Below are 22,804 nucleotides of genomic sequence, written 5' to 3'. Positions count from 1 at the left end.
TCCGTGGGTGTGACGAGTCCCCGGCCGTCGGCGACTACCCGACATCTGCGAGCCACCCGTGATTCACCGTCGGCTCACCTGTGGCCGAAAAGCTCACTCGCCATGAATGCAATTCAGTCGGGACGCTTCCTGGCGGTCGCTGCCGCCACCACACTGCTGGCGGCGGGGTGTTCCGCCGAGTCGTCCGAGGCACCGGAAACCCAGGAGAACCCGAGCACCCCGCGTGCCACCTCCCCGATCGACTGGAACCTTCCCGACGCCGAGCGCTACCACCGGCAGGCCACCTACCCCGTCTATCTGAACAGGCCGCCGACCGAGCCGATCGACACCGAGACGGTGGCCGAGATCTCCACCGTCAGCGACGACGGCAATGTGGTGATCTACACCGATGCTCCGGCGAAGCGGATCGGTTTCGTCGACATCACCGACCCCGCAGCCCCGAAGGGGCTCGGTGTGCTGTCGCTGGCCGAACTCGGTGACGCAGATGATCAACCCACCTCGGTGATCACCCATGGCGAATTCGTGCTCGTCGTCGTCGACACCACCGGCGGCGACTTCGCCAACCCGAGCGGGCGCGTCGACGTGGTCCGCATCAGCGACCGCACCCGCGTGCGCAGCATCGATCTGCAGGGCCAGCCGGACTCCATCGCGGTGAGCGGAGACGGCCGCTTCGCTGCGATCGCGATCGAGAACCAGCGCGACGAGGAGTTCACCCCCGACGGCGGCGAGGAAGGCGATTTGCCCCAACCACCAACGGGTTTCGTGCAGATCGTCGACCTCGAGGGCGCGCCGGAGGCCTGGAAGTCACGCCGCGTCGACTTCGACGTCGAGGCCGCCCGCAGCGCCGGACTGGACACCCCCGAGGACCTCGAACCCGAATACGTCAGTATCAACTCCAGGGGCCAGATCGCGGTCACACTGCAGGAGAACAACGGCGTGGCCGTCATCGACGGCCTCACCGGCACGGTGCGCAAGATATTCAGCGCGGGCACGCAGTCGGTGAACGGGATCGACACCAAAGAAGACGGCAGTATCGATCAAACCGGTTCGATCGAGGAGTCGCCCCGCGAACCCGATGCCATCGGCTGGATCGACGACCAGCACGTGGCCACCGCCAACGAGGGCGACTGGAAAGGCGGCACCCGCGGCTGGACCATCTTCGACGCCGGCACCGGCGAGGTGGTGTGGGACGCAGGCAACACCTTCGAACAGCTCGCCGTGCGCACCGGCATGCACATCGAAGGCCGTTCTGAGGCAAAGGGTCCCGAACCCGAGGGGCTGGCGATCACCGAGATCGGTGGCGTACCCGTCGCGCTCGTCGCCTCGGAACGCAGTAACTTTGTTGCCGTCTATGATGTTTCGGATCCGGCCGAGCCGCGCTTCCGCCAGATGCTGCCGACGACACCGGGACCGGAGGGCACTCTCCCGATTCCGCAGCGGAACCTGCTGGTGATCTCCTCGGAGACCGACGACGCCGAAGCGCGCGTCCGCGCGTCGGTCAGTGTGTACGGCTACGGCGACGGTTTCGCCCAGGGCGGTGTGGCGTTCCCGTCGATCGTGTCCGGTGACGTCGACGGCGCGCCGATCCCGTGGGGAGCCCTCGGTGCGCTCAGCGCCGACCCGGCCGACCCGAACCGCCTGTTCACCGCCACCGACATCGCCTACGGACCCACTCGTGTGCTGGGCGTGGATGTTTCGCAGCAGCCCGTGTTGATCGACAGCGCCCTTCCGGTCACCGAGGACGGCGCACCGGTCACCCTCGACGTCGAAGGCATCTCGGCCCGGCCCGACGGCGGGTTCTACCTTGCCGTCGAAGGTGAGGAAGGCCCCGGCAACGAACTGGTCCGGGTGGCGGCCGACGGAGCCATCGAAGAGCGGATCACGCTGCCGGAGGAGATCGCGGCGGGTCTGGGCGGGCAGGGACTGGAGGGAGTTGCAGTCGACGGTGACATCGTCTGGGTGGCCCTGCAACGTGAGGTCAAGGGCGACCCGGCCGGAGTCGTCCGGCTCGGCCGGTACACCCCGGGCAGCAGCGAGTGGGAATGGTTCGGCTATCAGCTGGAGAGCACGGCCGTCGACGGCGATTGGATCGGGCTGTCCGAGATCACCGTTCACGACGGCGCGCTGCTGGTGCTCGAGCGTGACAAGCTGAACGGCCCGGACGCCCGGATCAAGGCTATCTACCGGGTGGGCCTCCCCGACGAGGCGGGCTCGACCTCGGCCGGCCAGGCCCCGCCGGTGTTGCCGAAGACCCTGGTGCGCGATCTGCTGCCGGATCTGCAGGCCACCAAGGGCTGGGTGCAGGAGAAGGTCGAGGGAATGACGGTGGGCGGCAACGGAAATCTCTACGTCGTCACCGACAACGACGGGCTCGACGACGCCAGCGGCGAGACGGTGTTCCTCGACCTCGGCCCCGTCGTTTAGGGATTTCGGCGCGCTGGTAACCGCTGAGCGGTTACCAGCGCGCCGAAATCACTTGGCTCCGTGACCCAGCGGCACCTGTTCACCCGGAGGAGTGGTCCCCGGTGGGGTCCCGTCACCGAAAGGCCTGCCGCCCAGGGACTCCCGGCCGTGCGGTGACAGCCAGTTGACCAGATCCGGGCCCTTGGGCACCACCTTCGTCGGGTTGATGTCGGTGTGCACCATGTAGTAGTGCTGCTTGATCTGCACAAAATCAATGGTGTCGCCGAAGCCGGGGGTCTGGAAAAGATCGCGGGCGTACCCCCACAGCGCAGGCATCTCGGCCAGCTTTGTCCGGTTGCACTTGAAGTGGCCGTGATACACCGGGTCGAACCGCGCCAAGGTGGTGAACAACCGCACATCGGCCTCGGTGATGGTGTCGCCCACCAGGTACCGCTGCGTCGACAACCGATCCTCGAGCCAGTCCAGCGCGGTGAACAACCGGTCGTAGGCCGCATCGTAGGCGTCCTGTGAGCCGGCGAACCCGCAGCGGTACACCCCGTTGTTCACCTCGGTGTAGATCCGCTTGGCCACCTCGTCGATCTCGGCGCGCAACGGCTCGGGATACAGCTGCGGGGCGCCGTCGCGGTGGTGGGCCGACCACTCCGTGGACAGATCCAGCGACATCTGCGCGAAGTCGTTGGTCACCACCTGACCCGTCTCGATCTCGACGATCGCGGGCACCGTGATGCCCTTCGGGTAGTCCGGGAAGCGGGCGAAGTACGCGTCCTGCAGCCGCGGGATCTTCAGCACCGGGTCCACGCCGCCGGGGTCCAGGTCGAACGTCCAGCTGCGTTCGTCGTGCGTCGGCCCGCAGAAACCGATCGACAACACGTCCTCCAGGCCCAGCAGCCGGCGCACGATGATCATCCGGTTGGCCCATGGGCATGCCCGCGCCACGATCAGCCGGTAACGCCCGGGCTCCACGGGATACCCGTCACGACCGTCGGCGGTGATGCGGGTGGTGATGTAGTTGGTGTCCCGGTTGAACTCCGAGCCCTGGGCGACGTAAGCCATGCGGCTAGATTGCCCGACCGGGCGTGCGTTTACGCGTCGAGTTCGCGCGCGACGGCCTTGACCACCTCGGAGACCCGGCGCGCCACCTTGCGGTCGGGGTACTTGCCCTTGCGCAGTTCGGGCTGAACCGTGCCTTCGAGCAGGGTGATCAAGTCGTTGACCATGCCGTGCAGTTCGTCGGGGGTGTGCTTGTGCTCGGCGGGGCCGGCAGCCTCACGCCGGGTGCGCGACAGGCTGGGCGGCGGATCGAGCAGCTTGACCTGCAGCGCCTGCGGCCCACGCCGGCCGGCGGCCACACCGAACTCGACCTTCTGACCGGCCTTGAGACCTTCCACGCCCGCGGGCAGCGCCGAGGACCGGACGTAGACGTCCTCTCCTTCTTCCTGAGAGAGGAAGCCGAAGCCCTTCTCGGCGTCGTACCACTTCACCTTGCCGGTCGGCACTGGTCTCACCTGCTTGTCTGACAGAGTCTTGGCAACATAAGTAAGCGTCCCGCCTGCGCAGGACGCAATGACGCTGATCCTACTCGGCTGGCACCCCGGCCAGCATCCGCGTTACTCGGTAGGCTGGCGGTACCCCTGGAGGAGCGATGCGCCTGATATTGAACGTCATCTGGCTGATCTTCGGCGGCCTCTGGTTGGCATTGGGCTACCTGTTGGCCGCGTTGATCTGCTTTGTCCTGATCATCACCATTCCGTTCGGATTCGCGTCACTGCGGATCGCGGCGTATGCACTGTGGCCGTTCGGCCGGACCATCGTCGACAAGCCGGGCGCCGGGTCCGGAGCCCTGATCGGCAATGTCATCTGGGTGATCGTCGCCGGAGTGTGGCTGGCGATCGGTCATATCGTCAGCGCGGTCGCCATGGCCGTCACGATCATCGGCATCCCGCTGGCGATCGCGAACCTGAAGCTGATCCCGGTGTCGTTGATGCCGCTGGGCAAAGAAATCGTTCCGGTGGACGACGTCCGCCGCGTGGGAGCGTCTCTGTGACCGTCACCTCGCTGGGCCTCCCCCAGGTGCAGCGGGCATTGCCCGCCGCTCCGGCCGACGGCCCGTTGATCGACACGTTCGGCAGGGTGGCCACCGATCTGCGGGTCTCGCTGACCGATCGGTGCAACCTGCGCTGCACCTACTGCATGCCCGCCGAGGGCCTGGAGTGGATGCCGCGCACGCAGATGTTGAGCCCCGACGAACTGGTTCGGCTGTTGCGTATCGCGGTGACGCGCTTGGGCATCACCACCGTGCGATTCACCGGCGGTGAGCCGCTCCTGGTTCCGCACCTCGAGGACGTCGTGGCCGCGACGGCCGCGTTGTCCCCCCGGCCCGAGATGGCGATCACCACCAACGGGGTCGGCTTGGCGCGGCGTGCCGACAGCCTGGCCAAGGCCGGACTCAACCGCGTGAACGTGTCCCTGGACACGGTGGACGCCGCCCACTTCGCGGCCATCACCCGCCGCAACCGGCTCACCGACGTGATCGACGGCCTGGCGGCGGCCAAGCGGGCGGGGCTCGGCCCGATCAAGGTCAACGCGGTACTCGATCCGGCGACCGGGCGTGACGATGTGGTGGCGCTGCTGGAGTTCTGCCTGGCGCGCGACTATCAACTCCGGGTCATCGAGCAGATGCCACTGGACGCCGGGCACCAGTGGCGTCGGGGCGAGGTGTTGACCGCCGAGGACATCCGGACCATCCTGTCGCGCCACTTCACGCTCACCCCCGACCCACGCCCGCGCGGCTCTGCTCCCGCGGCGCTGTGGCGCGTCGATGGCGGGCCTGCCACCGTCGGGGTGATCGCCTCGGTCTCTGAAGCGTTCTGCGCCGCCTGCGACCGCACCCGCCTCACCGCGGACGGTCAGGTGCGTAACTGCTTGTTCGCCACCTCCGAGACCGACCTGCGTGTGCTGCTGCGCAGCGGGGCCGACGACGCGGCAGTCGAGCAGGCCTGGCGCGCGGCGATGTGGAGCAAGGCGGCCGGGCATGGCATCAACGACCCTGATTTCGTCCAGCCGGCACGTCCGATGAGTTCCATCGGTGGCTGAGGGTTCCGGCACCGACATCACGTTCGTGGTGCGCTACTTCGCCGCGGCCAAGGCTGCGGCGGGTGTCGACGAAGAGAAGGTGACCGTGCCTGCGGGCACGACGGTGGCCGACCTGATTGCCGGACTGAGCCGTCGTGATCCACAACTGGACCGGGTGCTGCAGCGGTGTTCATTCCTTTGTGACAGCATCGCAATCCGCGACACCCAGACCGTGATCGAATCGGGACAGACAGTCGACGTCTTACCCCCGTTCGCCGGCGGATAGCCGTGATTTACATCACATCACGATTCGATAACAAGCTGGCTACGGGGGAATAGCCGGCCCATCGGACCTGGGAAAACGTCTTCCCGTAGTGGTCTTTTAGAGCCCTTTTAAGATTTGCCGAGCGCCGAAACGCCAGGACAGAGCCGAGGTGACGCGTCGGTTTGAAGGCATTACCGTTCACTCCCAGGCCAGCCGAGATCTACCCAGCGGCAGGCCCATCCCGCCTGCAGCGCCTAGCTCCATCCATGTAGGCGGGGTCCGACAAACAGATGGATGGAGGCGGGGGACCCACCCGGTCCACCGAGATGTACCCACGGAGATCGACATGGAACCGCCCCGCGGTTCCTTGGGGTGAAGCCGACGGCAGCTGGAAGCAGCTGCAGCCGGCCGGGCAACCTCTCCAGCCCGAACCCGACAGCTGACCTCGCAGGCGCCACAGAGAGGACAACACCGACCTATGAGTGGACGGCATCGTAAGCCCACTACATCGGCCACAACAGTCGCGAAGGTCGCCTTCACGGGCGCAGTGATCGGCGGAGGCAGTCTCGCTCTCGCCGGTCAGGCCAACGCCGCTCCCGACAGCGAGTGGGACACCGTGGCCAGCTGCGAATCCGGCGGCAACTGGGCCATCAACACCGGCAACGGCTACCAGGGTGGCCTGCAGTTCGCCCCCAGCACGTGGTCGGGTCACGGCGGCGGCGAATTCGCCCCGTCGGCTCACCTGGCCACCAAAGAAGAGCAGATCGCCGTCGCCGAGCGCGTGCTGGCCAGCCAGGGCAAGGGTGCCTGGCCGGTGTGTGGCCGCGGACTCTCCGGTGCCACTCCTCGCAACGTCGTGGCCGATCCCGCACCGCTGAACGCCCCGCTGGATGCGGCCGGCCTCAACGGCGTGCCGCTGCCCGCGGCTCCGCTTCCTCCTCCGCCGCCGGCCCCGCCGGCCCCTGAGGTGCTGCCCCCCGCTCCCGGCGTGGTCCCGGTCGCCTTCACCCCGGCTCCTGAGACCCTGCCGCCGGCCCCGCTGCTGCCGCCGCCCCCACCGGCGCCCCCGGTTGATCCGGCCGTGGTCGTCGACGCCTCACTCGCGGTTCCGGCCCCGGCCGCCCCCGCTGCCGACCCGGCCGCCGACTGGACGTTCGCCGATCCGGCTGCCGCGCCCCAGCAGTGGTCGCTCGACGCCCCGGCTCCGCTGGCTCCCGTCCCGGCGCCGGCCGAGCCCGCGCCGCTGCCGCCGCCGCCGGCGCCCGCGCCCGCCCCGGCTCCTCTGCCGCCCGCTCCGGCTCCGCTGGCCGCTCCGGCCCCCGATCCGCTGGCGCCGCTCAACGGCGTCGCGGTCCCTCCGGCTGCCTTCGACGCCGCCAACCAGATCGCCAGCGGCGAGATCCCCGCCGTCCCGCAGGAGATCCCGCACCTGCCGAGCCCGGAGAACTTGCCGCCGGGTGCCAGCGAGGTTCCGGTGGGCCCGCAGGACGGCGCCAACGTCACCTACCTCAAGGAACTGTGGCACGCGGTTCAGACGCAGGAGATCAGTGGTGGCGACATGCTGCTCGCGCTGGCTCAGCGTCCGCTGACGTCCGGGCCGGCTCCAGCCGCCGCGCCGCCGCCTCCTCCTCCGGCCGCGCCGCTTCCGGGCGAGCCCGCTCCCCTGCCCCCGGCTCCGGGAGCACCGCTGCCGCCGGCTCCGGACGCGCCGCTGCCGCCCGCTCCTGGCGCGCCGCTGCCGCCGGCCTGAGGGATCCCGTAGCAGTCGTCGAGACTGCGTTCAGGGTTGTGATGCTCTGTGCATCACCGCCCTGGGCGCAGTCTCGAACTGTTTGTGGCCCCTATGAGCGAGTCAGGCGCTGTTGACCCATTCGTCGGTACCGTCACCGAAGAACTGGTGCTTCCACACGGGCAGCCGCTCTTTGACGAGGTCGACCAGCAGCGCGCAGGTCTCGAAGGCTGCCTTGCGGTGATCGGCGGCCACCGCGGCCACCAGAGCCGCATCACCGATGGCCAGCGGCCCCACCCGATGACTGGCCGCGATGGCCCGTACCCCCACCGCCGCAGCGGCGATCTCGGCCAGGACCTCGGCCATGGTCTGCTCGGCCAGCGGGTGCGCCGAGTACTCCAACCGCAGCACCTGCCTACCGCCGTCGTGATCACGCACCACACCCGCGAACCCCACGACGGCGCCGGCGGCCTCATGAGAAACCAGCTGCTCGTGTTCGCTCAACGAGATCGGCGCCTCGGTGAGCGCGGCCCGCAGAACCAGAGTCATCGCCGATGGTCCTCTCCGGCAAGCTGATCGAGCGCGTGGTGCACCACATCGGTGAGCACGGTGAGCCCGTCGCGCACCCCGCCGGGTGAGCCGGGCAGGTTGATGATCAGCGTGCGGCCGGCGACCCCACACAGGCCGCGGGAGAGCACCGCCGTCGGCACCTTGGGCAACCCGGAGCGCCGGATCGCATCCGCCAGGCCCGGGATCTCGTAATCGAGCACCCCCGCGGTCTGGGCGGGGGTCGCATCCGTCGGCGAGATACCCGTGCCACCGGAGGTGATCACCAGCTCCGTCCCCGCGTCGACCGCAGCGCGCAACGCGTCGCCGACAGCATCGCCGTCTGGCACCACCTGCACGTCAGGGTGTGAAAAGTCATGTTGGGCAAGCCAATCGGAGATGATCGGCCCGCACCGGTCCTCGTAGACGCCGGCGGAAGCGCGGGTCGAGGCGATCACCACTTGTGCGGTTCGCGTCATCGGGTCCAGGTTCCGGTGCGCCCGCCGGCCTTGCTCAGCACCCGCACGTCATGGATGCTCGCCGCCGGATCGACGGCTTTGATCATGTCGTACACCGTCAGCGCCGCGACACTCACGGCGGTCAGCGACTCCATCTCCACGCCGGTGCGGTCGGTGGTCTTGACGGTGGCCGTGATGTCGATGTGTTCGGGCCCCACCTCGAAGTCGATGTCCACCCCGGTCAGCGCCAGGTGGTGACACAGCGGGATCAGGTCGCTGGTGCGCTTGGCGGCGAGGATGCCCGCCACCCGCGCGGTCGCCAGTGCGTCGCCTTTGGGCAGTCCCCCTGAGGAGATCAGGCCCACCACTTCAGCGGTGGTCCGCAGCGTGCCGGCCGCCACCGCGGTGCGTTTGGTGGCCGTCTTGTCCGAGACGTCGACCATGTGCGCCGCGCCCCGGTCGTCGAGGTGCGACAGGGGGTTGGACCCTGCGCCGCGTGCCACCGCTACTTGTTGACGACGGTGACCGGGTGGACGTACGGGATTTCCGACAACGGCAGCGGAAACTCCAAGTCACCGAAGGGCGAGAGCGACCCGGTGCGGTCGGAAACGAGTTCGCTCACCGCGTGGTCATCGGGCCCGACCTCGGGCCAGCCGTTGTCGACATACTTCTTCTTGTCAGCCACGGGAGCCATTCTGACAGGTGATGAACGAATGGCGCGCACGAGAACCTGTTTTACGCTGGTCATCGATGACCAAGCACACCCCAGGCGTCCCGCTCGGCGCCTGGCTGGCCGACCTGCCTGACGAGCGGCTCATCCGCCTGCTGGAGTTGCGGCCCGACCTGGCACAACCACCGCCGGGCAGCATCTCGGCGCTGGCGGCTCGCGCACAGGCACGTCAGTCGGTCAAGGCTGCCACCGATGAGCTGGACTTCCTGCGTCTGGCCGTGCTGGACGCGCTGCTGGTACTGCATGCCGACACCACCCCGGTCCCGGTGACCAAGCTGGTCGAACTCGTCGCGGGCCGGGCCCCCGAGCCCGTTGTCCTCCAGGCTCTCGACGACCTGCGCCAGCGCGCTCTGGCATGGGGTGATCCGCAGGTCCGGGTGTCCGCCGAGGCCGCTGCCGGGCTGCCCTGGTACCCGGGACAGGTCATCCTCGAGGACCCCACCCGCACGGCGGAACAGATCACCGCGCTGCTGGCCGATCTCGACGACCCGCAACGCGATCTGCTGGAGCGCCTGCTCGAGGGGTCTCCGGTGGGTCGCACCCGTGACGCCGCGCCGGGAACCCCTGCCGACCGCCCGGTACCCCGCCTACTGGCCGCCGGCCTGTTGCGCCAGGTCGACGACGAGACAGTGATCCTGCCGCGTCAGGTCGGGCAGGTGATGCGCGGTGAGGAACCCGGGCCGGTGCACCTGGCCGCCCCGGAACCCGCCGTCGCGTCCAACCCGGTCAAGGACGTCGACGCGGTGGCGGCCGGAGCCGTCATCGACCTGATGCGCGATATCGACGTGCTGCTCGAGACGCTGGGCGGTACCCCGATCCCCGAGCTGCGCAGCGGTGGGCTCGGCGTCCGTGACATGAAACGGCTCACCAAGCTCACCGGCATCGGCGAACCGCGCCTGGGTCTCATCCTGGAGGTGTCGGCCGCTTCCGGTCTGATCGCCAGCGGCATGCCCGATCCGGATCCCGACGACGGCGGCCCCGGGCCGTTCTGGGCGCCCACCATCGCCGCGGACCGGTTCGCGGAGCTGCCGGTGGCCGAACGCTGGCACATGATCGCCGGTACCTGGCTGACCCTGCCCGCCCGGCCCAGCCTGATCGGCCACCGGGGACCCGACAACAAGCCCTACGCCGCGCTGTCGGATGCGCTGTACTCCACTGCCGCTCCGCTGGACCGGCGGCTGTTGCTGACGGTGCTCGCCGAGATGCCGGCCGGCGCCGGGGTGGACGCGGCGTCGGCGTCCCGGTCGATGATCTGGCGGCGCCCGCGGTGGGCGGCGCGGCTGCAACCCGAGCCGGTCGGACAACTCCTGGAGGAGGCCCACGCCCTGGGCATCATCGGCCGCGGCGCGCTGACCTCGCCGAGCCGCGTGCTGACCGACCACTCCGGCGAGAACACCGACGAGGCCGCCATCGCGGCCATGACGAAGGTCCTGCCGCCACCCATCGACCACTTCCTGCTGCAGGCCGACCTCACCATCGTGGTACCGGGACCGCTGGAGCGTGACCTTGCCGAGGAACTGGCCTCGGTGGCCACCGTGGAATCGGCGGGTGCGGCGATGGTGTACCGGGTCAGCGAGCAGACGATCCGCCGCGCACTCGACACCGGCCGCAGCGCCAGCGCGCTGCACGCGTTCTTCGCCAAGCATTCCAAGACGCCGGTGCCCCAGGGGCTGACGTATCTGATCGACGACGTGGCCCGCCGCCACGGTCAGCTGCGCATCGGCATGGCGTCGTCGTTCATCCGGTGCGAGGATCCTTCGCTGCTCACCCAGGCGCTCGCCCTCCCCGGCGCAGCGCAACTGGAGCTGCGGTTGGTGGCGCCCACCGTGGCGGTCTCCCAGGCCGCCATCTCCGAGGTGCTGGCGGTGCTGCGCAACGCCGGACTGGCCCCGGCCGCCGAGGACGCCTCCGGCGCCATCGTCGACCTGCGTGCCCGCGGCGCCCGGGTGCCCACGCCTGCGCACCGGCGCTTCTTCCGGCCTTTGCCCAGCGCGCCCAACCGGGACACCCTGGCCGCCGTGGTGGCGGTGCTGCGCAAGGTGGTGGCGCTGCCGCTGCCCGGGTCTGGCGGCGAGCGGGTGGATCCGCACCGCGCAATGGCATTGCTGCAGCAAGCGGCACATCGACAGGCCTCCGTCGTCATCGGTTACATCGACGCCGCGGGCGTGGCCACACAGCGCGTGGTGGCGCCGATCTCGGTGCGCGGCGGCCAGTTGATGGCTTTCGATCCGGCGTCCGGCCGGGTGCGCGACTTTGCTATCCATCGCGTGACGTCGGTGATGTCGGCCGAAGACTGATAATGGGGGATGTCTTCGCGCCGTCTAGAGCGCAGCAATCAGTGAGGAGGGGCGTAAGTGACCGACGGACCCCTGATCGTCCAGTCCGACAAGACCGTGTTGCTCGAGGTCGACCATGAGCAGGCCGGTGCCGCACGCGCGGCCATCGCCCCGTTCGCGGAGCTGGAACGTGCCCCCGAGCACATCCACACCTATCGCATCACCCCGCTGGCCCTGTGGAATGCCCGGGCCGCCGGCCACGACGCCGAGCAGGTGGTCGATGCGTTGGTGAGCTTCTCCCGCTACGCGGTGCCGCAGCCGCTGCTCGTCGACATCGTCGACACCATGGCCCGCTACGGCCGCCTGCAGCTGGTCAAGCACCCCACCCAAGGTCTGACGCTGGTCAGCCTGGACCGCGCTGTGCTCGAAGAGGTGCTGCGCAACAAGAAGATCCAGCCGATGCTCGGCGCGCGTATCGATCCCGACACCGTGGTCGTGCATCCGAGCGAGCGCGGCCGCGTCAAGCAGATGCTGCTGAAGATCGGCTGGCCGGCCGAGGACCTCGCCGGTTATGTCAACGGCGAAGCCCATCCGATCACACTGGCCCAGGACGGCTGGCATCTGCGCGACTACCAGGAGATGGCCGCCGATTCGTTCTGGGCCGGCGGTTCCGGTGTGGTGGTGCTGCCCTGCGGCGCGGGCAAGACGTTGGTGGGTGCGGCGGCCATGGCCAAGGCCGGGGCCACCACCTTGATCCTGGTCACCAACACCGTGGCCGGCCGGCAGTGGAAGCGGGAGCTGATCGCGCGGACCTCACTGACCGAGGAGGAGATCGGCGAGTACTCCGGCGAGCGCAAGGAGATCCGCCCTGTCACCATCGCGACGTATCAGGTGATCACCCGCCGCACCAAGGGCGAGTACAAGCATCTGGAGCTGTTCGACAGCCGCGACTGGGGTCTGATCATCTACGACGAGGTGCACCTGCTGCCGGCGCCGGTGTTCCGGATGACCGCCGATCTGCAGTCGCGCCGGCGGCTCGGCCTGACGGCCACATTGATCCGCGAGGACGGCCGCGAAGGTGACGTGTTCTCCCTCATCGGCCCCAAGCGCTACGACGCGCCGTGGAAGGACATCGAGGCTCAGGGCTGGATCGCGCCGGCCGAGTGCATCGAGGTCCGGGTCACGATGACCGACAACGAACGCATGCTGTACGCCACCGCCGAGCCCGAGGATCGTTACAAGCTCTGCGCCACAGCGCATTCCAAAATCGCGGTGGTGAAATCCATCCTGGCGCAGCACCCCAAGGAACAGACGCTGGTCATCGGGGCCTATCTCGACCAACTCGATGAGCTCGGTGCCGAACTCGATGCCCCGGTGATCCAGGGTGCCACCAAGAACGCCGAACGCGAGAAGCTCTTCGACGAGTTCCGTCGCGGCGAAATCCGCACGTTGGTGGTCTCGAAGGTCGCCAACTTCTCCATCGATCTCCCGGAAGCATCTGTGGCCGTGCAGGTTTCAGGCACCTTCGGCTCGCGGCAAGAGGAAGCGCAGCGGCTGGGCCGGTTGCTTCGCCCCAAGGCCGACGGCGGCGGCGCGGTGTTCTACAGTGTGGTCGCCCGCGACAGTCTCGATGCCGAGTACGCCGCGCACCGGCAGCGTTTCCTGGCCGAGCAGGGGTACGGCTACGTCATCAAGGACGCCGACGATCTACTGGGCCCCGCCGTATGACGGTGCACCGCGTGGTGCCCGTCATCACCGTCGCCGACATCACGTCGGCAGCCGCCGGATACACGCGCACACTCGGCTTGACCGTGGTGATGGATCACGGTTGGATCGTCACGCTGGCCGGCGCGGACAATCAGCACCAGCTCAGCCTCATGACCAAAGACCGGACGGCACAGGTCAATCCGTCGGTGTCGGTCGAGGTTGACGACGTGGACGCCGCCTACGAGTCGGCAGTACAGGCCGGCCTGGAGATCGTGCACCCGCTCAGTGACGAGCAGTGGGGTGTGCGGCGGTTCTTCTTCGCCGACGCCTCAGGCAGCGTTGTCAACGTGCTGAGCCACCGCGCCTGAGCAGGGGCTTGCATGGTCACCTTGGACCGGCTCATCAACGTGCTCGGCGGCTACGGCATCCAGCTGAAAGCATGTGCCATTCCGCGCTCGACGGAACTGCGCTCCGTCGTACTGCACGAGGAACGCGACGTCGTGGGCGATGTGTTCCTGGGAGTCGGCGCCGGGCCCCTGGACTCCGCCCTGGTGTGGGCCCGCGCGGCGCGCGCGAAAGTACTACTGGTCCGGGAAGACGACGTCGACGTCGCTGACCTCCCCGAGCACACCGCCATCATGACGGTCGCGGCCGACGTCTCCTGGAGCGAGGTCGCCGCCGTGGTCTTCGGGTTGGTGCTCGAAGGCAGGGAAACCGAATCCGGGCGCGGCCCCACCGATCTGTTCGCGCTGGCCGACAGCCTGGCCGACGCGGTGGGCGGAGCCGTCACCATCGAGGACCGCCAGGGCCGGGTATTGGCGTATTCACGGTTGCAGCAGCACGCCGACAGCGCCCGGGCCGAGACCATCCTGGGCCGCGAGGTGCCGCAGAGATTGCGCACGTTGTTCGCCACGCGTGGCGTGGCCAAGCACCTCGCGACATCGGACACCCCGGTGTTCCTTCCGCCGGCGCCGGCCGACGGGCTGTCGGGGCGCATGGTGGTGGCCGCGCGGGCCGGCCGGGAAGTCCTGGGCTCGCTGTGGGTGGCCAGCCCCACTGAGCTGGAGGGCGAGCGGCTGCGGGCCCTGACCGACGGCGCCCGTATGGTGGCGTTGCATCTGTTGCGGTCGCGGGCCAGCGCAGATCTGGAACGCCAGGTGGAATCCGATCTGGTGATCGGACTGCTCGACGGCACCGTCGATGCGCCCACGGCCATCAGCAAGCTGGCGCTGCCTGCCTCCGGTTTGCGGGTCATCGCGCTGCGCGCGCGCCTCGGCGAGGAGCTGCACGCTGCCCTTCTGATGGCATTCGAACGCGCGACCACGGGGTTCGGCTGGTCCCGACCCGGCCGCAGCACCCTGGCGGCCACCACCGTCTACACCATCCTGCCCGGCGAATCGGCCGGCAGCGCCCGGCGCTGGGTCGAGGACCTACGGGCGGCGCTGCCGAGCGAATCTCTGATACATGCCGGAATCAGTGGTATGGCAACAGTTTTGGAGTTACCCACAGCGCGCGACGAGGCCGACGAGTGCCTGGCGATGCATGAGCTGCGAGGCGACGCCGCGGGCGACGCACCCGCGTACGACGAGTCCTGGGATGACATCGTGCTGCAGCGGTTGCGGATCGCCGCACGTCTCGGCCGCACCCCGCAGCGTGGCCCGGTGGGCGATCTGAGCCGGCACGACGAGCTGCACGCCACGCAGTACGTCGCCACTCTGCGTGCCTGGCTGGCCGCCCAGGGCGATCTCCACGAGGCCGCGGCTCGGCTGGGCGTCCACGACAACACCGTGCGCTATCGGATGCGCAAGATGGCCGAGGTGACCGACCTCGATCTCACCGACGCACGCAAGCGTTTCGCCATGACGGTGGAACTGGCCGCCACCGACGAGTTGTCCGGGAACGACAAACAGCCATAGTCAGATTGTCAGCTCAGGCCAACACCGTGCACCGTTGCAGTCGCCACCATCGATGGAGACAGCGGATTCAACGGAGGTGAGCTGATGGGCGGCGTCGACGGGTTCGACGGGGGGCCGCGCTCGGTGATCGTGGTGGGCGCGGGCATCGTCGGTTTGTCCACGGCGTGGTTCCTCGCCGAACGCGGCGTCGAGGTGACGGTCATCGACCGCAGCGGTGTCGCGGCCGGCGCGTCCTGGGGTAACGCCGGCTGGATATCGCCGGCCCTGACGATCCCGCTCAACCACCCGTCCGTGTTGACCTACGGACTGCGCTCGCTGCTGAATCCGGCTGCACCACTGCATATCCCGGTCAGTGCCGACCCTGGATTGTGGTCGTTCCTCATCCGGTTTGCGGCCAACTGCCGCCGCGCGTCGTGGGACCGTGCCGTACAGGCGAATCTGCCGTTCAACGAGGAGTGCCTCGAGGCGTTCGATGTGCTGACGGGCAACGGGGTCGACGTGCCGACCACCGACGGGCCCATCACGGCGTTGTTCACCGATTCCCGCCACGCCGAGCATGTGATGGACGAACTCCGCGCCTTGCAGCGCGCCGGTCAGAGCCTCGACTACCGGCGGCTCACCGGGCAGGAACTGCGCGATCAGACACCGCTGGCGTCACCGGCAGCCACGATCGGGGTGAGTGTCGAAAATCAGCGGTTCGTCGACCCGGGCCGCTTCACCCACGCCCTCGCCGGCGCGGTCACGTCGCTGGGCGCCACCATCTCCTCAGGGGAGGTCATCGAGGTGCAACCGGGGGCCCGCGAGGTACAGGTGCGCCTGCGCGCCGGGTCATCGCTGAGCGCGGACGCCGTCGTGCTCGCCACCGGGGCGTGGCTGTCGCGGCTGGCCGGGCGCTGGGTCCGCACACCGGTCCGCGCCGGGCGCGGCTACTCGTTCACCGTGCCCGTGGAGCGCCCCGTGCCGGGGCCGGTGTACCTGCCCGAAGTCCGGGTGGCGTGCACGCCGTACCAGGGTGCGCTGCGGGTGGCGGGGACCATGGAGTTCCGCGACCCCGACGCGCCGGCCATCGCGGCCCGCATCGCTGCCATCGTCGACTCTGCCGCGCCGTTGCTCACCGGGGTGCGCTGGGACCAGCGCAGCGACGAATGGGTGGGTCCCCGGCCGGTCACCTCCGATGGGCGTCCGCTGATCGGTGCGGTGGCCCGCGGCGTGTTCGTCGCCGGCGGTCACGGCATGTGGGGTCTGGCGCACGGCCCGGCCACCGGCCGGCGGATGGCCGAACTGATCAACACCGGAAAGCGCAGCGCGGCACTGCAAGCCGTCGACCCCCTGCGCTGATCTAGGACTTGCACCCAGTCGTCAGGGGCGGCGCATCGGCCCGCCCCTGACGGCAATTCTCGAACTCACTTCACCCGGGAGGGAAAATGACAACAGCACAACCGATTTGGATGACACCGCAGGCACACAGCCGGCTCACGGCCGAACTGGCCTTACTGAACAGCCTCAGCGCCACCGAGCCGGTGGACGACGACGACGCCAACACCGTCGCCGTGCAACGGGCCCGCCGAACCCGAATCCAGCGGATCCACGATCTGCTGCTGAACGCTGTTGTGGGACAGGACCCGCCCGATGACGGTGTCGCCGAACCGGGCATGGTCCTGACGGTGCGCTTCGGCGACACCGACGAGACCGAGACATTTCTGCTCGGCGTCCGCGGCGCCGAGTACGGCGAGCTCGAGGTGTACACCACCACCTCTCCCCTGGGTGCCGCACTGCTGGGCGCCCGGCCGGGTGATCAGCGCGAATACTCGGTGCCCAGCGGGCGATTGATGAAGGTCACGCTGCTCGAGTCAGTGCCCTACGGTCTTCACACCGGCTGACCTCAACGGTGACCACGCGCGCGGGGAGCGTGCAGGTCGAAGTAGACACCGACCATCCGGAGCACGAAACAGACTGCGGCGGAACCGAGTGCGGCCACGGTGCCATGGTGTCCGGCACTGTGGGCCGCCGCCGCGCATCCGGCGCCGATCAGCGCCGGGATGGCGTACAGCTCGCTTCGCAGGACGGTGGGGATCCGGCCGATCATCACGTCGCGGATAGTCCCACCGCCCACCGCGGTGATCGTGCCGACGATGACCGCCTGCAACACACCGAATCCCATGTCCAGCGCCTTGTAGGCACTCAACACCGCGAACACGCTCAGCCCCACGGCGTCGAGGACGACGATCGGCATATTCAGCCGCTCCAACCTGCGGCTGAGCACGAACGCGATGAGTCCGCCGACGGCGGCCAGGACCAGGTACCGCCAGTCAACGAACGTCGCCGGGGGCAACGCGTCGAGCAGCACGTCGCGGATCGTGCCACCACCGAGGCCGGTGAACATACCGAGGGTGATCACGCCGAAGATGTCCAGCCGCTCGGCCCGCACCGCGGTCAGCGCACCGTTGAGCGCGAACACGAAGGTCCCGATGAAATCGAGCGTCAGCAGCAGCGGCGATACCGTCGACATGCCCCGAGGTATACCTCAACCGACGGCCATCGGGGACGGCGGTGCCGAGCCCCCCTGTTCGGAACGCGCCGTCATCAACCGGATGATCTCGTCGCGGTCGGCCGGCGAGGGCAGCCCCATGCCGGGGTGATATCCGTACACCTCGTGCAGCGGGGACGAGCTGGCACGGCCGTCGAGGATGTCCACCGATTCGGTGCTGATCAGGCCGGGATGCTCCACCCCGCACGCTTCGGCCACTTTGACCAGGTCGCGGCGCAGGGTCTTGATGTAGTTGGCCGCCCGCTCGGCCTTGACCTCGGGCACCAAACCTCGTGCCAGCCAAGCGTTCTGGGTGGCGACACCGGTGGGGCAGGTGTCGGTGTGACATTTCTGCGCCTGGATGCACCCGATGGCCAGCATCGCTTCGCGCGCCACATTGATCATGTCGCAGCCGAGCGCGAAGCCGACGATCGCGTTGTCGGGCAGGCCCAGCTTGCCGCCGCCGATGAAGGTGACCTGCTCGTGCAGACCCCGTTCGGCGAAGATCCGGTACACCCGGGAGAACCCGAGTTGGAAGGGCAGCGACACGCTGTCGGTGAAGATCAGCGGCGCGGCGCCGGTGCCGCCCTCGCCACCGTCGATGGTGACGAAGTCGACCCCACGGCCGGTGTCGCGCATCAGGTCGGTGAGCTCGTACCAGAACTCGAGGTCACCCACGGCGGCCTTGATGCCCACCGGCAGACCGGTTTCCGCGGCCAGCATCTCGACCCAGTCGAGAAGACCGTCGGTGTCGGAGAACTCGGCATGCCGTGACGGACTGACACAGTCCACCCCCTGCGGGATACCGCGCGTGGCGGCGATCTCCGCGGACACCTTGGGCGCGGGCAGCAGGCCGCCGAGGCTCGGCTTGGCGCCCTGACTGAGCTTGATCTCCAGCGCACGTACCGGAGCTCCGGCCACCAGGTCCTTCAACCTGGCCAGGTCGAACCGGCCCTCGTCGTCGCGGCAGCCGAAATAGGCGGTACCGATCTGGAAGATGAGTTCACCGCCGTGCCGGTGATAGGGCGAGATACCGCCCTCGCCGGTGTTGTGCAGGCAGTCGGCCAGCGCCGCTCCCCGGTTGAGCGCCTCGATGGCGTTACCCGAGAGCGACCCGAAACTCATCGCCGAGATGTTGACGACAGACCTTGCACGGAAGGCCCCCGGCCGGTTCCGTGCGGCGCCGATGACTTTCGCGCAGGGCACCTCGACCTCATGGCCGGACATCGGCGCCGAGGCGGGGATCGCCCGGCCGAACGTGCGGTGTTTGATCACCGGGTAGCCGGCGGTGTGCTCGACGTCGTTGTCGGTACCGAAGCCGAAGTAGTTGTTCTCTTTCTTCGCCGAGGCGTACACCCATCGGCGTTGGTCGCGGGTGAAGGGGCGTTCTTCGTCATTGGCGGCGACGATGTACTGCCGCAGCTCCGGACCGACGGCTTCCAGTAGGTAGCGGGCGTGCCCGAGGACGGGGAAATTGCGCAGGAGCGCGTGGTTTTTCTGCACGAGATCACGCAGGCCCACCGCGGCCACCGCAGAGGCGGCGACCGCGGCGACCGCAGGAAGGATTCGGCTCATGTGGCCGGGTTGCCCCGTGAGCCGGTGGTGAAACGGCCCTCTAGCGCCGGCCGGCCATCTCGTCTGACACGTCGTCGAGGCTGGTGTCCTTGGTCTCGTGCATCACCAGAAGCGCGACGAACGTTAGGGCCGCAGCTGAGGCCAGGTACACCCCCACCCATCCGACGCTGTAGGTGGTGGCCAGATACGTCGCGATGAAGGGCGCAACGGCGGCACCGAGGATGCTGGAGAGGTTGTAGGAGATTCCCGAACCGGTGTAGCGCACGTTGGTCGGGAACAGTTCCGGCAGCACCGCGCTCATCGGTGCGAACGTCAGACCCATCAAGGTCATGCCGACCACCAGGAACAACAACGTCATGCCCTCGGTGCGAGTACCGAGCAGCAGGCCGAAGCAGGCGCCGAAGACGATGATTCCCGCGGTGATCACCAGCAGGGTGCGGCGGCGGCCGTACTTGTCGGCCAGTAGGCCCGAGATCGGCAGTGCGCCCGCGAAGAACAGCACCGAGATCAGCTGCAGGTAGAGGAAGTCGACGTAACCGAAGCCCAGCCCGGTGCCGTCCGGTGGCCGCTTCCCGGTGCCGTAGCTCAGTGCCCAGGTGGTGACGATGTAGAACAGCGTGTAGGTGGCCAGCATGACGAAGGTGCCGATGATGAGCTGGCGCCAGCTGCTGCGGAACACCTCGGCCAGTGGGGTCTTCACCCGTTCACCGCGCTCGACGGCGCGGGCGAACACCGGCGTCTCGGTGAGCTTGAGCCGGACATACAGTCCTATCGCCACCATGATCGCCGACAGCAGGAAGGGCACCCGCCAGCCCCAGGTGAGGAACGCGCCGTCCAGATCGGGTTCGGTGTTGCTGTGTCCCAGCGCGATGATGAGGATCAGGAACAGGCCGTTGGCCAGCAGGAAGCCGAACGGTGCGCCGAGCTGCGGCCACATGGCCGCCCACGCGCGTTTGCCGGGTTTCGCGGTCTCGGTGGCCAGTAGTGCCGCGCCACTCCATTCCCCGCCGAGCGCCAGGCCCTGGGCGAAACGCATCACCGCCAGTAGCGCCGGGGCCAGCACACCCACTTGGGCGTACGTGGGCAGCAGACCGATGGCGAACGTCGCGATACCCATGGTGAGCAAGGAGCCCACCAGGGTCGCCTTGCGTCCAACCCGGTCGCCGAAGTGACCGAACAGGATTGATCCGAGCGGGCGTGCGACGAACGCGAGACCGAAGGTCGCCAGCGACGCCAACAGGGCGGCGGTGCCGTCGCCCTTGGGGAAGAACAGGTGCGGGAACACCGACACCGCCGCGGTGGCATAGATGTAGAAGTCGAAGAACTCGATGGTGGTGCCCACCATCGAAGCCACCACGATGCGGCTGCGCGGAACCCCGGCAACCAGGTTCGCGTCGGTCGTGCTCATCTGCCCTCGTCCCTGATCGATGGTTGCAACCAAGGCATCTTGGCAGGGGCGCTCCGGTTACACCAATGCGACGGCCGCTTCCAGTTCGGAGATCACGATCTTGCGCATCCCCAGCATCGCGGTGGTGGCGGCGGCGGCGCGCGCTGCGTCAGAACTCTCGATCAGCTCGTAGAGGCGTTCCGGCACGATCTGCCAGCTCAGTCCGAAGCGGTCCTTGAGCCAGCCGCACTGCGATTCCTCGCCGCCGTCGGTCAGTTTGGACCAGTAGTAGTCGACCCCGTCCTGATCGGCGCAGCGCACCTCGAACGAGACCGCCTCGCTGAACCGGAACTCCGGGCCGCCGTTGATGCCCAGGAAGCGGTGGCCGTCGAGGACGAAGGTGCCGTAGCAGATGTCGCCGGGTTTACCGGGCCCGGCCTCGGTGTACCGGACGACCCCTTCGATCGAGGAGTTCGGGAACACCGACGTGTAGAACTGCGCGGCGTCTTCGAGATTGTTGTCGAACCACAGGCATGGGGTGATGGTTGTCATACCCGTACCGACTGCGGCGGCGCCGCAAACTCATCGTTACAGGCTGACGATGGTGGCCGACGCGGTGCCGGGCGCGCCGTACACCTGCGCCAGGCCGACGCGCGGGTTGCCGGGTACCTGCCGCTCCCCCGCCTCGCCACGCAGCTGGCGCACCAGTTCGTGCATCTGACGCAGACCCGATGCACCGATGGGTTCGCCGTTGGCGATCAGACCGCCGTCGGTGTTGATGGGGATCGAGCCGTGGATTTCGGTGGCCCCGTCGGCAAGCAGCTTCTCCTGCTCCCCGTCGGCGCACAGCCCGGTCTCGGCCATGTGGATCACTTCGGCGCCGGCGTCGGTGTCCTGCAACTGCGCGATGTCGACGTCCTCGGGGCCGATTCCGGCGGCCTCGTAGGCGGCCTTCGACGCGTACACCGTGGGCGAGACGTCCTCGTCGAGCGGCGCCGAGGTGGCGTGCACTTCGTAGGCGCCGAATGTCCGGGTGCGAATCTCGCTGGCGCGCACGTACACCGGCTTGTCGGTGAACTTGTGCGCGATGTCGCCGCGACACATGATCACCGCGGCCGCGCCCTCGTCGGGAGCGCAGAACATGTATTGCGTCAGCGGGTAGTTCAACGCCGGCGAGTTCAGGATGTCCTCTACCGTTATTTCCTTGCGGCGGAAAGCGTTCGGGTTGATGACGCCGTTGCGGAAGTTCTTGTTGGCCACCCGAGCCAGGGTTTCCTGGCTGATGTTGTGCTTGTGGATGTAGTGGTTGGCCTTCATCCCGAAGAACTTGGTGGTGACGAACTGACCGTTCTCGGCGTACCACTGCGGCAGTGCCAGCTTGGCGGGATCGTCGGTGAAGGCGCCGCGCGGGTGCTTGTCCAGTCCGATGGCGATGCCGATGTCGTACTTGCCGAGCCGGATGGTGTCGGCGGTCTGCTGGATGGCACTGGCCGAGGTGGCGCAGGCGTTGAAGACGTTGGTGAACGTGATGCCGGTCAGGCCCACCAGGCGGGTGACGGCATCCGGGTTGGACACCTCGTAGCTTCCGCCGAACCCGAACTGGATGTCTTTCCAGCTGACGCCCGCGTCCTTGAGCGCGAGCTGGATGGCTTCGGCGCCCATCTGCATGGCGGTCTTGTCGAAGCGGCCGAAGGGGTGCAGACCCACACCGATGATCGCTACTTCTTCACTCATGCCTCACACCGCCTTGAATGCGAACGTGACGACCTCGTTGCCGTCGGTGTCGGTGGTGAACGGGATCATCGTCAGCTCCACCTCCTGGCCGAACCGCAGTTTGGCCGGATCGTTTTCGGTCAGCCGCCCCTCGACCCGGATCAGATCTCCGAGTTGCACCAGCCCGACCCCGAATGGCACGAAGTCCTTGCCCGTGGGTCCGGCATAGGGCGCGCCGGGCGGAAAGCCCTGCGTCGTCCAGGCGATCACGGTGCCGCGGCGCGGCAGCAGCAGCTGCGACATCTGGTCACTGCTACACCTTGGGCAGTAGTCCTGAGCGGGAAAGGTTGTCGCTGAACAACTTCCGCACTGACTACCGATCAACTGGGGGTTCTCTTCGGGCCAGGTCGAGATCTCTGGCGCGAGGGCCTTCTGCATCGAACATCCTCCGCACACCAACCAATAATCCGCTTTCGGAA

At 68.2% G+C, this 22,804-nt stretch carries 23 protein-coding genes and 1 riboswitch; of the genes, 11 read left to right on the top strand and 12 right to left on the bottom strand.

The window, feature by feature from the left end; all coding sequences use genetic code 11:
- Window positions 1-102: 102 nt before the first annotated feature.
- On the top strand, window positions 103-2,424 hold the full coding sequence (locus tag NL241_RS04800) for an esterase-like activity of phytase family protein (RefSeq protein ID WP_494396917.1): 2,322 nt from the start codon (window positions 103-105) through the stop codon (window positions 2,422-2,424).
- A gap of 48 nt (window positions 2,425-2,472) precedes the next feature.
- Here NL241_RS04800 and NL241_RS04795 read toward each other — a convergent pair whose 3' ends face one another.
- Together NL241_RS04795 and NL241_RS04790 are read right to left on the bottom strand one after the other, a co-directional pair.
- Window positions 2,473-3,477: a glutathione S-transferase family protein gene (locus NL241_RS04795; RefSeq protein WP_494396916.1), complete on the bottom strand. Its 1,005-nt coding sequence runs from the start codon at window positions 3,475-3,477 to the stop codon at window positions 2,473-2,475.
- Between the two features lie 29 nt (window positions 3,478-3,506).
- Window positions 3,507-3,920, bottom strand: a complete 414-nt coding sequence (locus tag NL241_RS04790) for a cold-shock protein (protein ID WP_487696076.1) — start codon at window positions 3,918-3,920, stop codon at window positions 3,507-3,509.
- Window positions 3,921-4,066: 146 nt separating this feature from the next.
- Between NL241_RS04790 and NL241_RS04785 the strand changes: the two genes are divergently transcribed.
- The 4 genes from NL241_RS04785 (at window position 4,067) to NL241_RS04770 (ending at window position 7,511) form a co-directional block, all read left to right on the top strand.
- Window positions 4,067-4,468, top strand: coding sequence for a YccF domain-containing protein (locus NL241_RS04785; RefSeq protein WP_494396915.1), 402 nt, complete (start codon window positions 4,067-4,069; stop codon window positions 4,466-4,468).
- Complete coding sequence (gene moaA, locus NL241_RS04780) at window positions 4,465-5,517, top strand: GTP 3',8-cyclase MoaA (protein WP_494396914.1); 1,053 nt, start codon at window positions 4,465-4,467, stop codon at window positions 5,515-5,517. The genes NL241_RS04785 and moaA overlap by 4 nt, the downstream gene beginning before the upstream one ends.
- On the top strand, window positions 5,510-5,782 hold the full coding sequence (locus tag NL241_RS04775) for a MoaD/ThiS family protein (protein ID WP_494396913.1): 273 nt from the start codon (window positions 5,510-5,512) through the stop codon (window positions 5,780-5,782). The genes moaA and NL241_RS04775 overlap by 8 nt, the downstream gene beginning before the upstream one ends.
- 240 nt (window positions 5,783-6,022) lie before the next feature.
- A riboswitch (cyclic di-AMP (ydaO/yuaA leader) is annotated at window positions 6,023-6,230 on the top strand.
- A gap of 9 nt (window positions 6,231-6,239) precedes the next feature.
- Window positions 6,240-7,511 carry a transglycosylase family protein gene (locus NL241_RS04770; protein ID WP_494396912.1) on the top strand — a complete coding sequence of 424 codons (1,272 nt, stop codon included), beginning with the start codon at window positions 6,240-6,242 and terminating at the stop codon, window positions 7,509-7,511.
- Window positions 7,512-7,613: 102 nt separating this feature from the next.
- Here the strand turns inward: NL241_RS04770 and NL241_RS04765 are convergent, their stop codons facing one another.
- From NL241_RS04765 to NL241_RS04750, 4 genes are read right to left on the bottom strand one after another with little or no spacing between them, the layout of a single operon-like run.
- A complete protein-coding gene (locus tag NL241_RS04765) occupies window positions 7,614-8,039 on the bottom strand; it encodes a molybdenum cofactor biosynthesis protein MoaE (RefSeq protein ID WP_487697271.1) in 426 nt (141 codons plus the stop codon).
- Entirely contained in the window at window positions 8,036-8,515 is a 480-nt protein-coding gene (locus NL241_RS04760; RefSeq protein WP_494396911.1) for a MogA/MoaB family molybdenum cofactor biosynthesis protein, read from the bottom strand. The genes NL241_RS04765 and NL241_RS04760 overlap by 4 nt, the downstream gene beginning before the upstream one ends.
- The gene (gene moaC, locus NL241_RS04755) at window positions 8,512-8,997 is read right to left on the bottom strand and encodes a cyclic pyranopterin monophosphate synthase MoaC (protein ID WP_487697274.1); all 486 of its coding nucleotides are present in this window, start codon (window positions 8,995-8,997) and stop codon (window positions 8,512-8,514) included. Before moaC ends, NL241_RS04760 begins: the two co-directional genes overlap by 4 nt.
- A 2-nt stretch (window positions 8,998-8,999) precedes the next feature.
- A complete protein-coding gene (locus tag NL241_RS04750) occupies window positions 9,000-9,188 on the bottom strand; it encodes a hypothetical protein (protein ID WP_487697276.1) in 189 nt (62 codons plus the stop codon).
- Between the two features lie 56 nt (window positions 9,189-9,244).
- Between NL241_RS04750 and NL241_RS04745 the strand changes: the two genes are divergently transcribed.
- The 6 genes from NL241_RS04745 (at window position 9,245) to NL241_RS04720 (ending at window position 17,003) form a co-directional block, all read left to right on the top strand.
- Window positions 9,245-11,521, top strand: coding sequence for a helicase-associated domain-containing protein (locus tag NL241_RS04745; protein ID WP_487697278.1), 2,277 nt, complete (start codon window positions 9,245-9,247; stop codon window positions 11,519-11,521).
- Window positions 11,522-11,578: 57 nt separating this feature from the next.
- Window positions 11,579-13,228, top strand: a complete 1,650-nt coding sequence (locus tag NL241_RS04740) for a DNA repair helicase XPB (RefSeq protein ID WP_487697279.1) — start codon at window positions 11,579-11,581, stop codon at window positions 13,226-13,228.
- Complete coding sequence (locus NL241_RS04735) at window positions 13,225-13,575, top strand: VOC family protein (protein ID WP_494396910.1); 351 nt, start codon at window positions 13,225-13,227, stop codon at window positions 13,573-13,575. Before NL241_RS04740 ends, NL241_RS04735 begins: the two co-directional genes overlap by 4 nt.
- 12 nt (window positions 13,576-13,587) lie before the next feature.
- The gene (locus NL241_RS04730) at window positions 13,588-15,123 is read left to right on the top strand and encodes a PucR family transcriptional regulator (RefSeq protein WP_494396909.1); all 1,536 of its coding nucleotides are present in this window, start codon (window positions 13,588-13,590) and stop codon (window positions 15,121-15,123) included.
- Between the two features lie 84 nt (window positions 15,124-15,207).
- Window positions 15,208-16,461 carry an NAD(P)/FAD-dependent oxidoreductase gene (locus tag NL241_RS04725; protein WP_494396908.1) on the top strand — a complete coding sequence of 418 codons (1,254 nt, stop codon included), beginning with the start codon at window positions 15,208-15,210 and terminating at the stop codon, window positions 16,459-16,461.
- An 86-nt stretch (window positions 16,462-16,547) separates the two neighbouring features.
- The gene (locus NL241_RS04720; RefSeq protein WP_487697285.1) at window positions 16,548-17,003 is read left to right on the top strand and encodes a GreA/GreB family elongation factor; all 456 of its coding nucleotides are present in this window, start codon (window positions 16,548-16,550) and stop codon (window positions 17,001-17,003) included.
- Window positions 17,004-17,005: 2 nt separating this feature from the next.
- On the opposite strand, the gene NL241_RS04715 is transcribed toward NL241_RS04720, so the two are convergent.
- Genes NL241_RS04715 through NL241_RS04690 form a run of 6 tightly spaced genes read right to left on the bottom strand, consistent with a single transcriptional unit; the run spans window position 17,006 to window position 22,763 of the window.
- Entirely contained in the window at window positions 17,006-17,632 is a 627-nt protein-coding gene (locus NL241_RS04715; protein ID WP_487697287.1) for a trimeric intracellular cation channel family protein, read from the bottom strand.
- Window positions 17,633-17,647: 15 nt separating this feature from the next.
- Window positions 17,648-19,225, bottom strand: coding sequence for an FMN-binding glutamate synthase family protein (locus NL241_RS04710; protein ID WP_487697288.1), 1,578 nt, complete (start codon window positions 19,223-19,225; stop codon window positions 17,648-17,650).
- A 40-nt stretch (window positions 19,226-19,265) separates the two neighbouring features.
- Window positions 19,266-20,633: an MFS transporter gene (locus tag NL241_RS04705; RefSeq protein ID WP_487697290.1), complete on the bottom strand. Its 1,368-nt coding sequence runs from the start codon at window positions 20,631-20,633 to the stop codon at window positions 19,266-19,268.
- Between the two features lie 57 nt (window positions 20,634-20,690).
- Window positions 20,691-21,164, bottom strand: coding sequence for a VOC family protein (locus NL241_RS04700; RefSeq protein WP_494396907.1), 474 nt, complete (start codon window positions 21,162-21,164; stop codon window positions 20,691-20,693).
- Between the two features lie 36 nt (window positions 21,165-21,200).
- Window positions 21,201-22,346: a thiolase family protein gene (locus NL241_RS04695; protein WP_494396906.1), complete on the bottom strand. Its 1,146-nt coding sequence runs from the start codon at window positions 22,344-22,346 to the stop codon at window positions 21,201-21,203.
- 3 nt (window positions 22,347-22,349) lie between these two features.
- The gene (locus NL241_RS04690; RefSeq protein ID WP_487697295.1) at window positions 22,350-22,763 is read right to left on the bottom strand and encodes a Zn-ribbon domain-containing OB-fold protein; all 414 of its coding nucleotides are present in this window, start codon (window positions 22,761-22,763) and stop codon (window positions 22,350-22,352) included.
- Between the last annotated feature and the right edge of the window lie 41 nt (window positions 22,764-22,804).

Source organism: Mycolicibacterium sp. SMGY-1XX (assembly GCF_059132455.1).
Note: the sequence above shows the minus strand (reverse complement) of the source record. Positions and strands in the feature narration are given on the sequence as shown.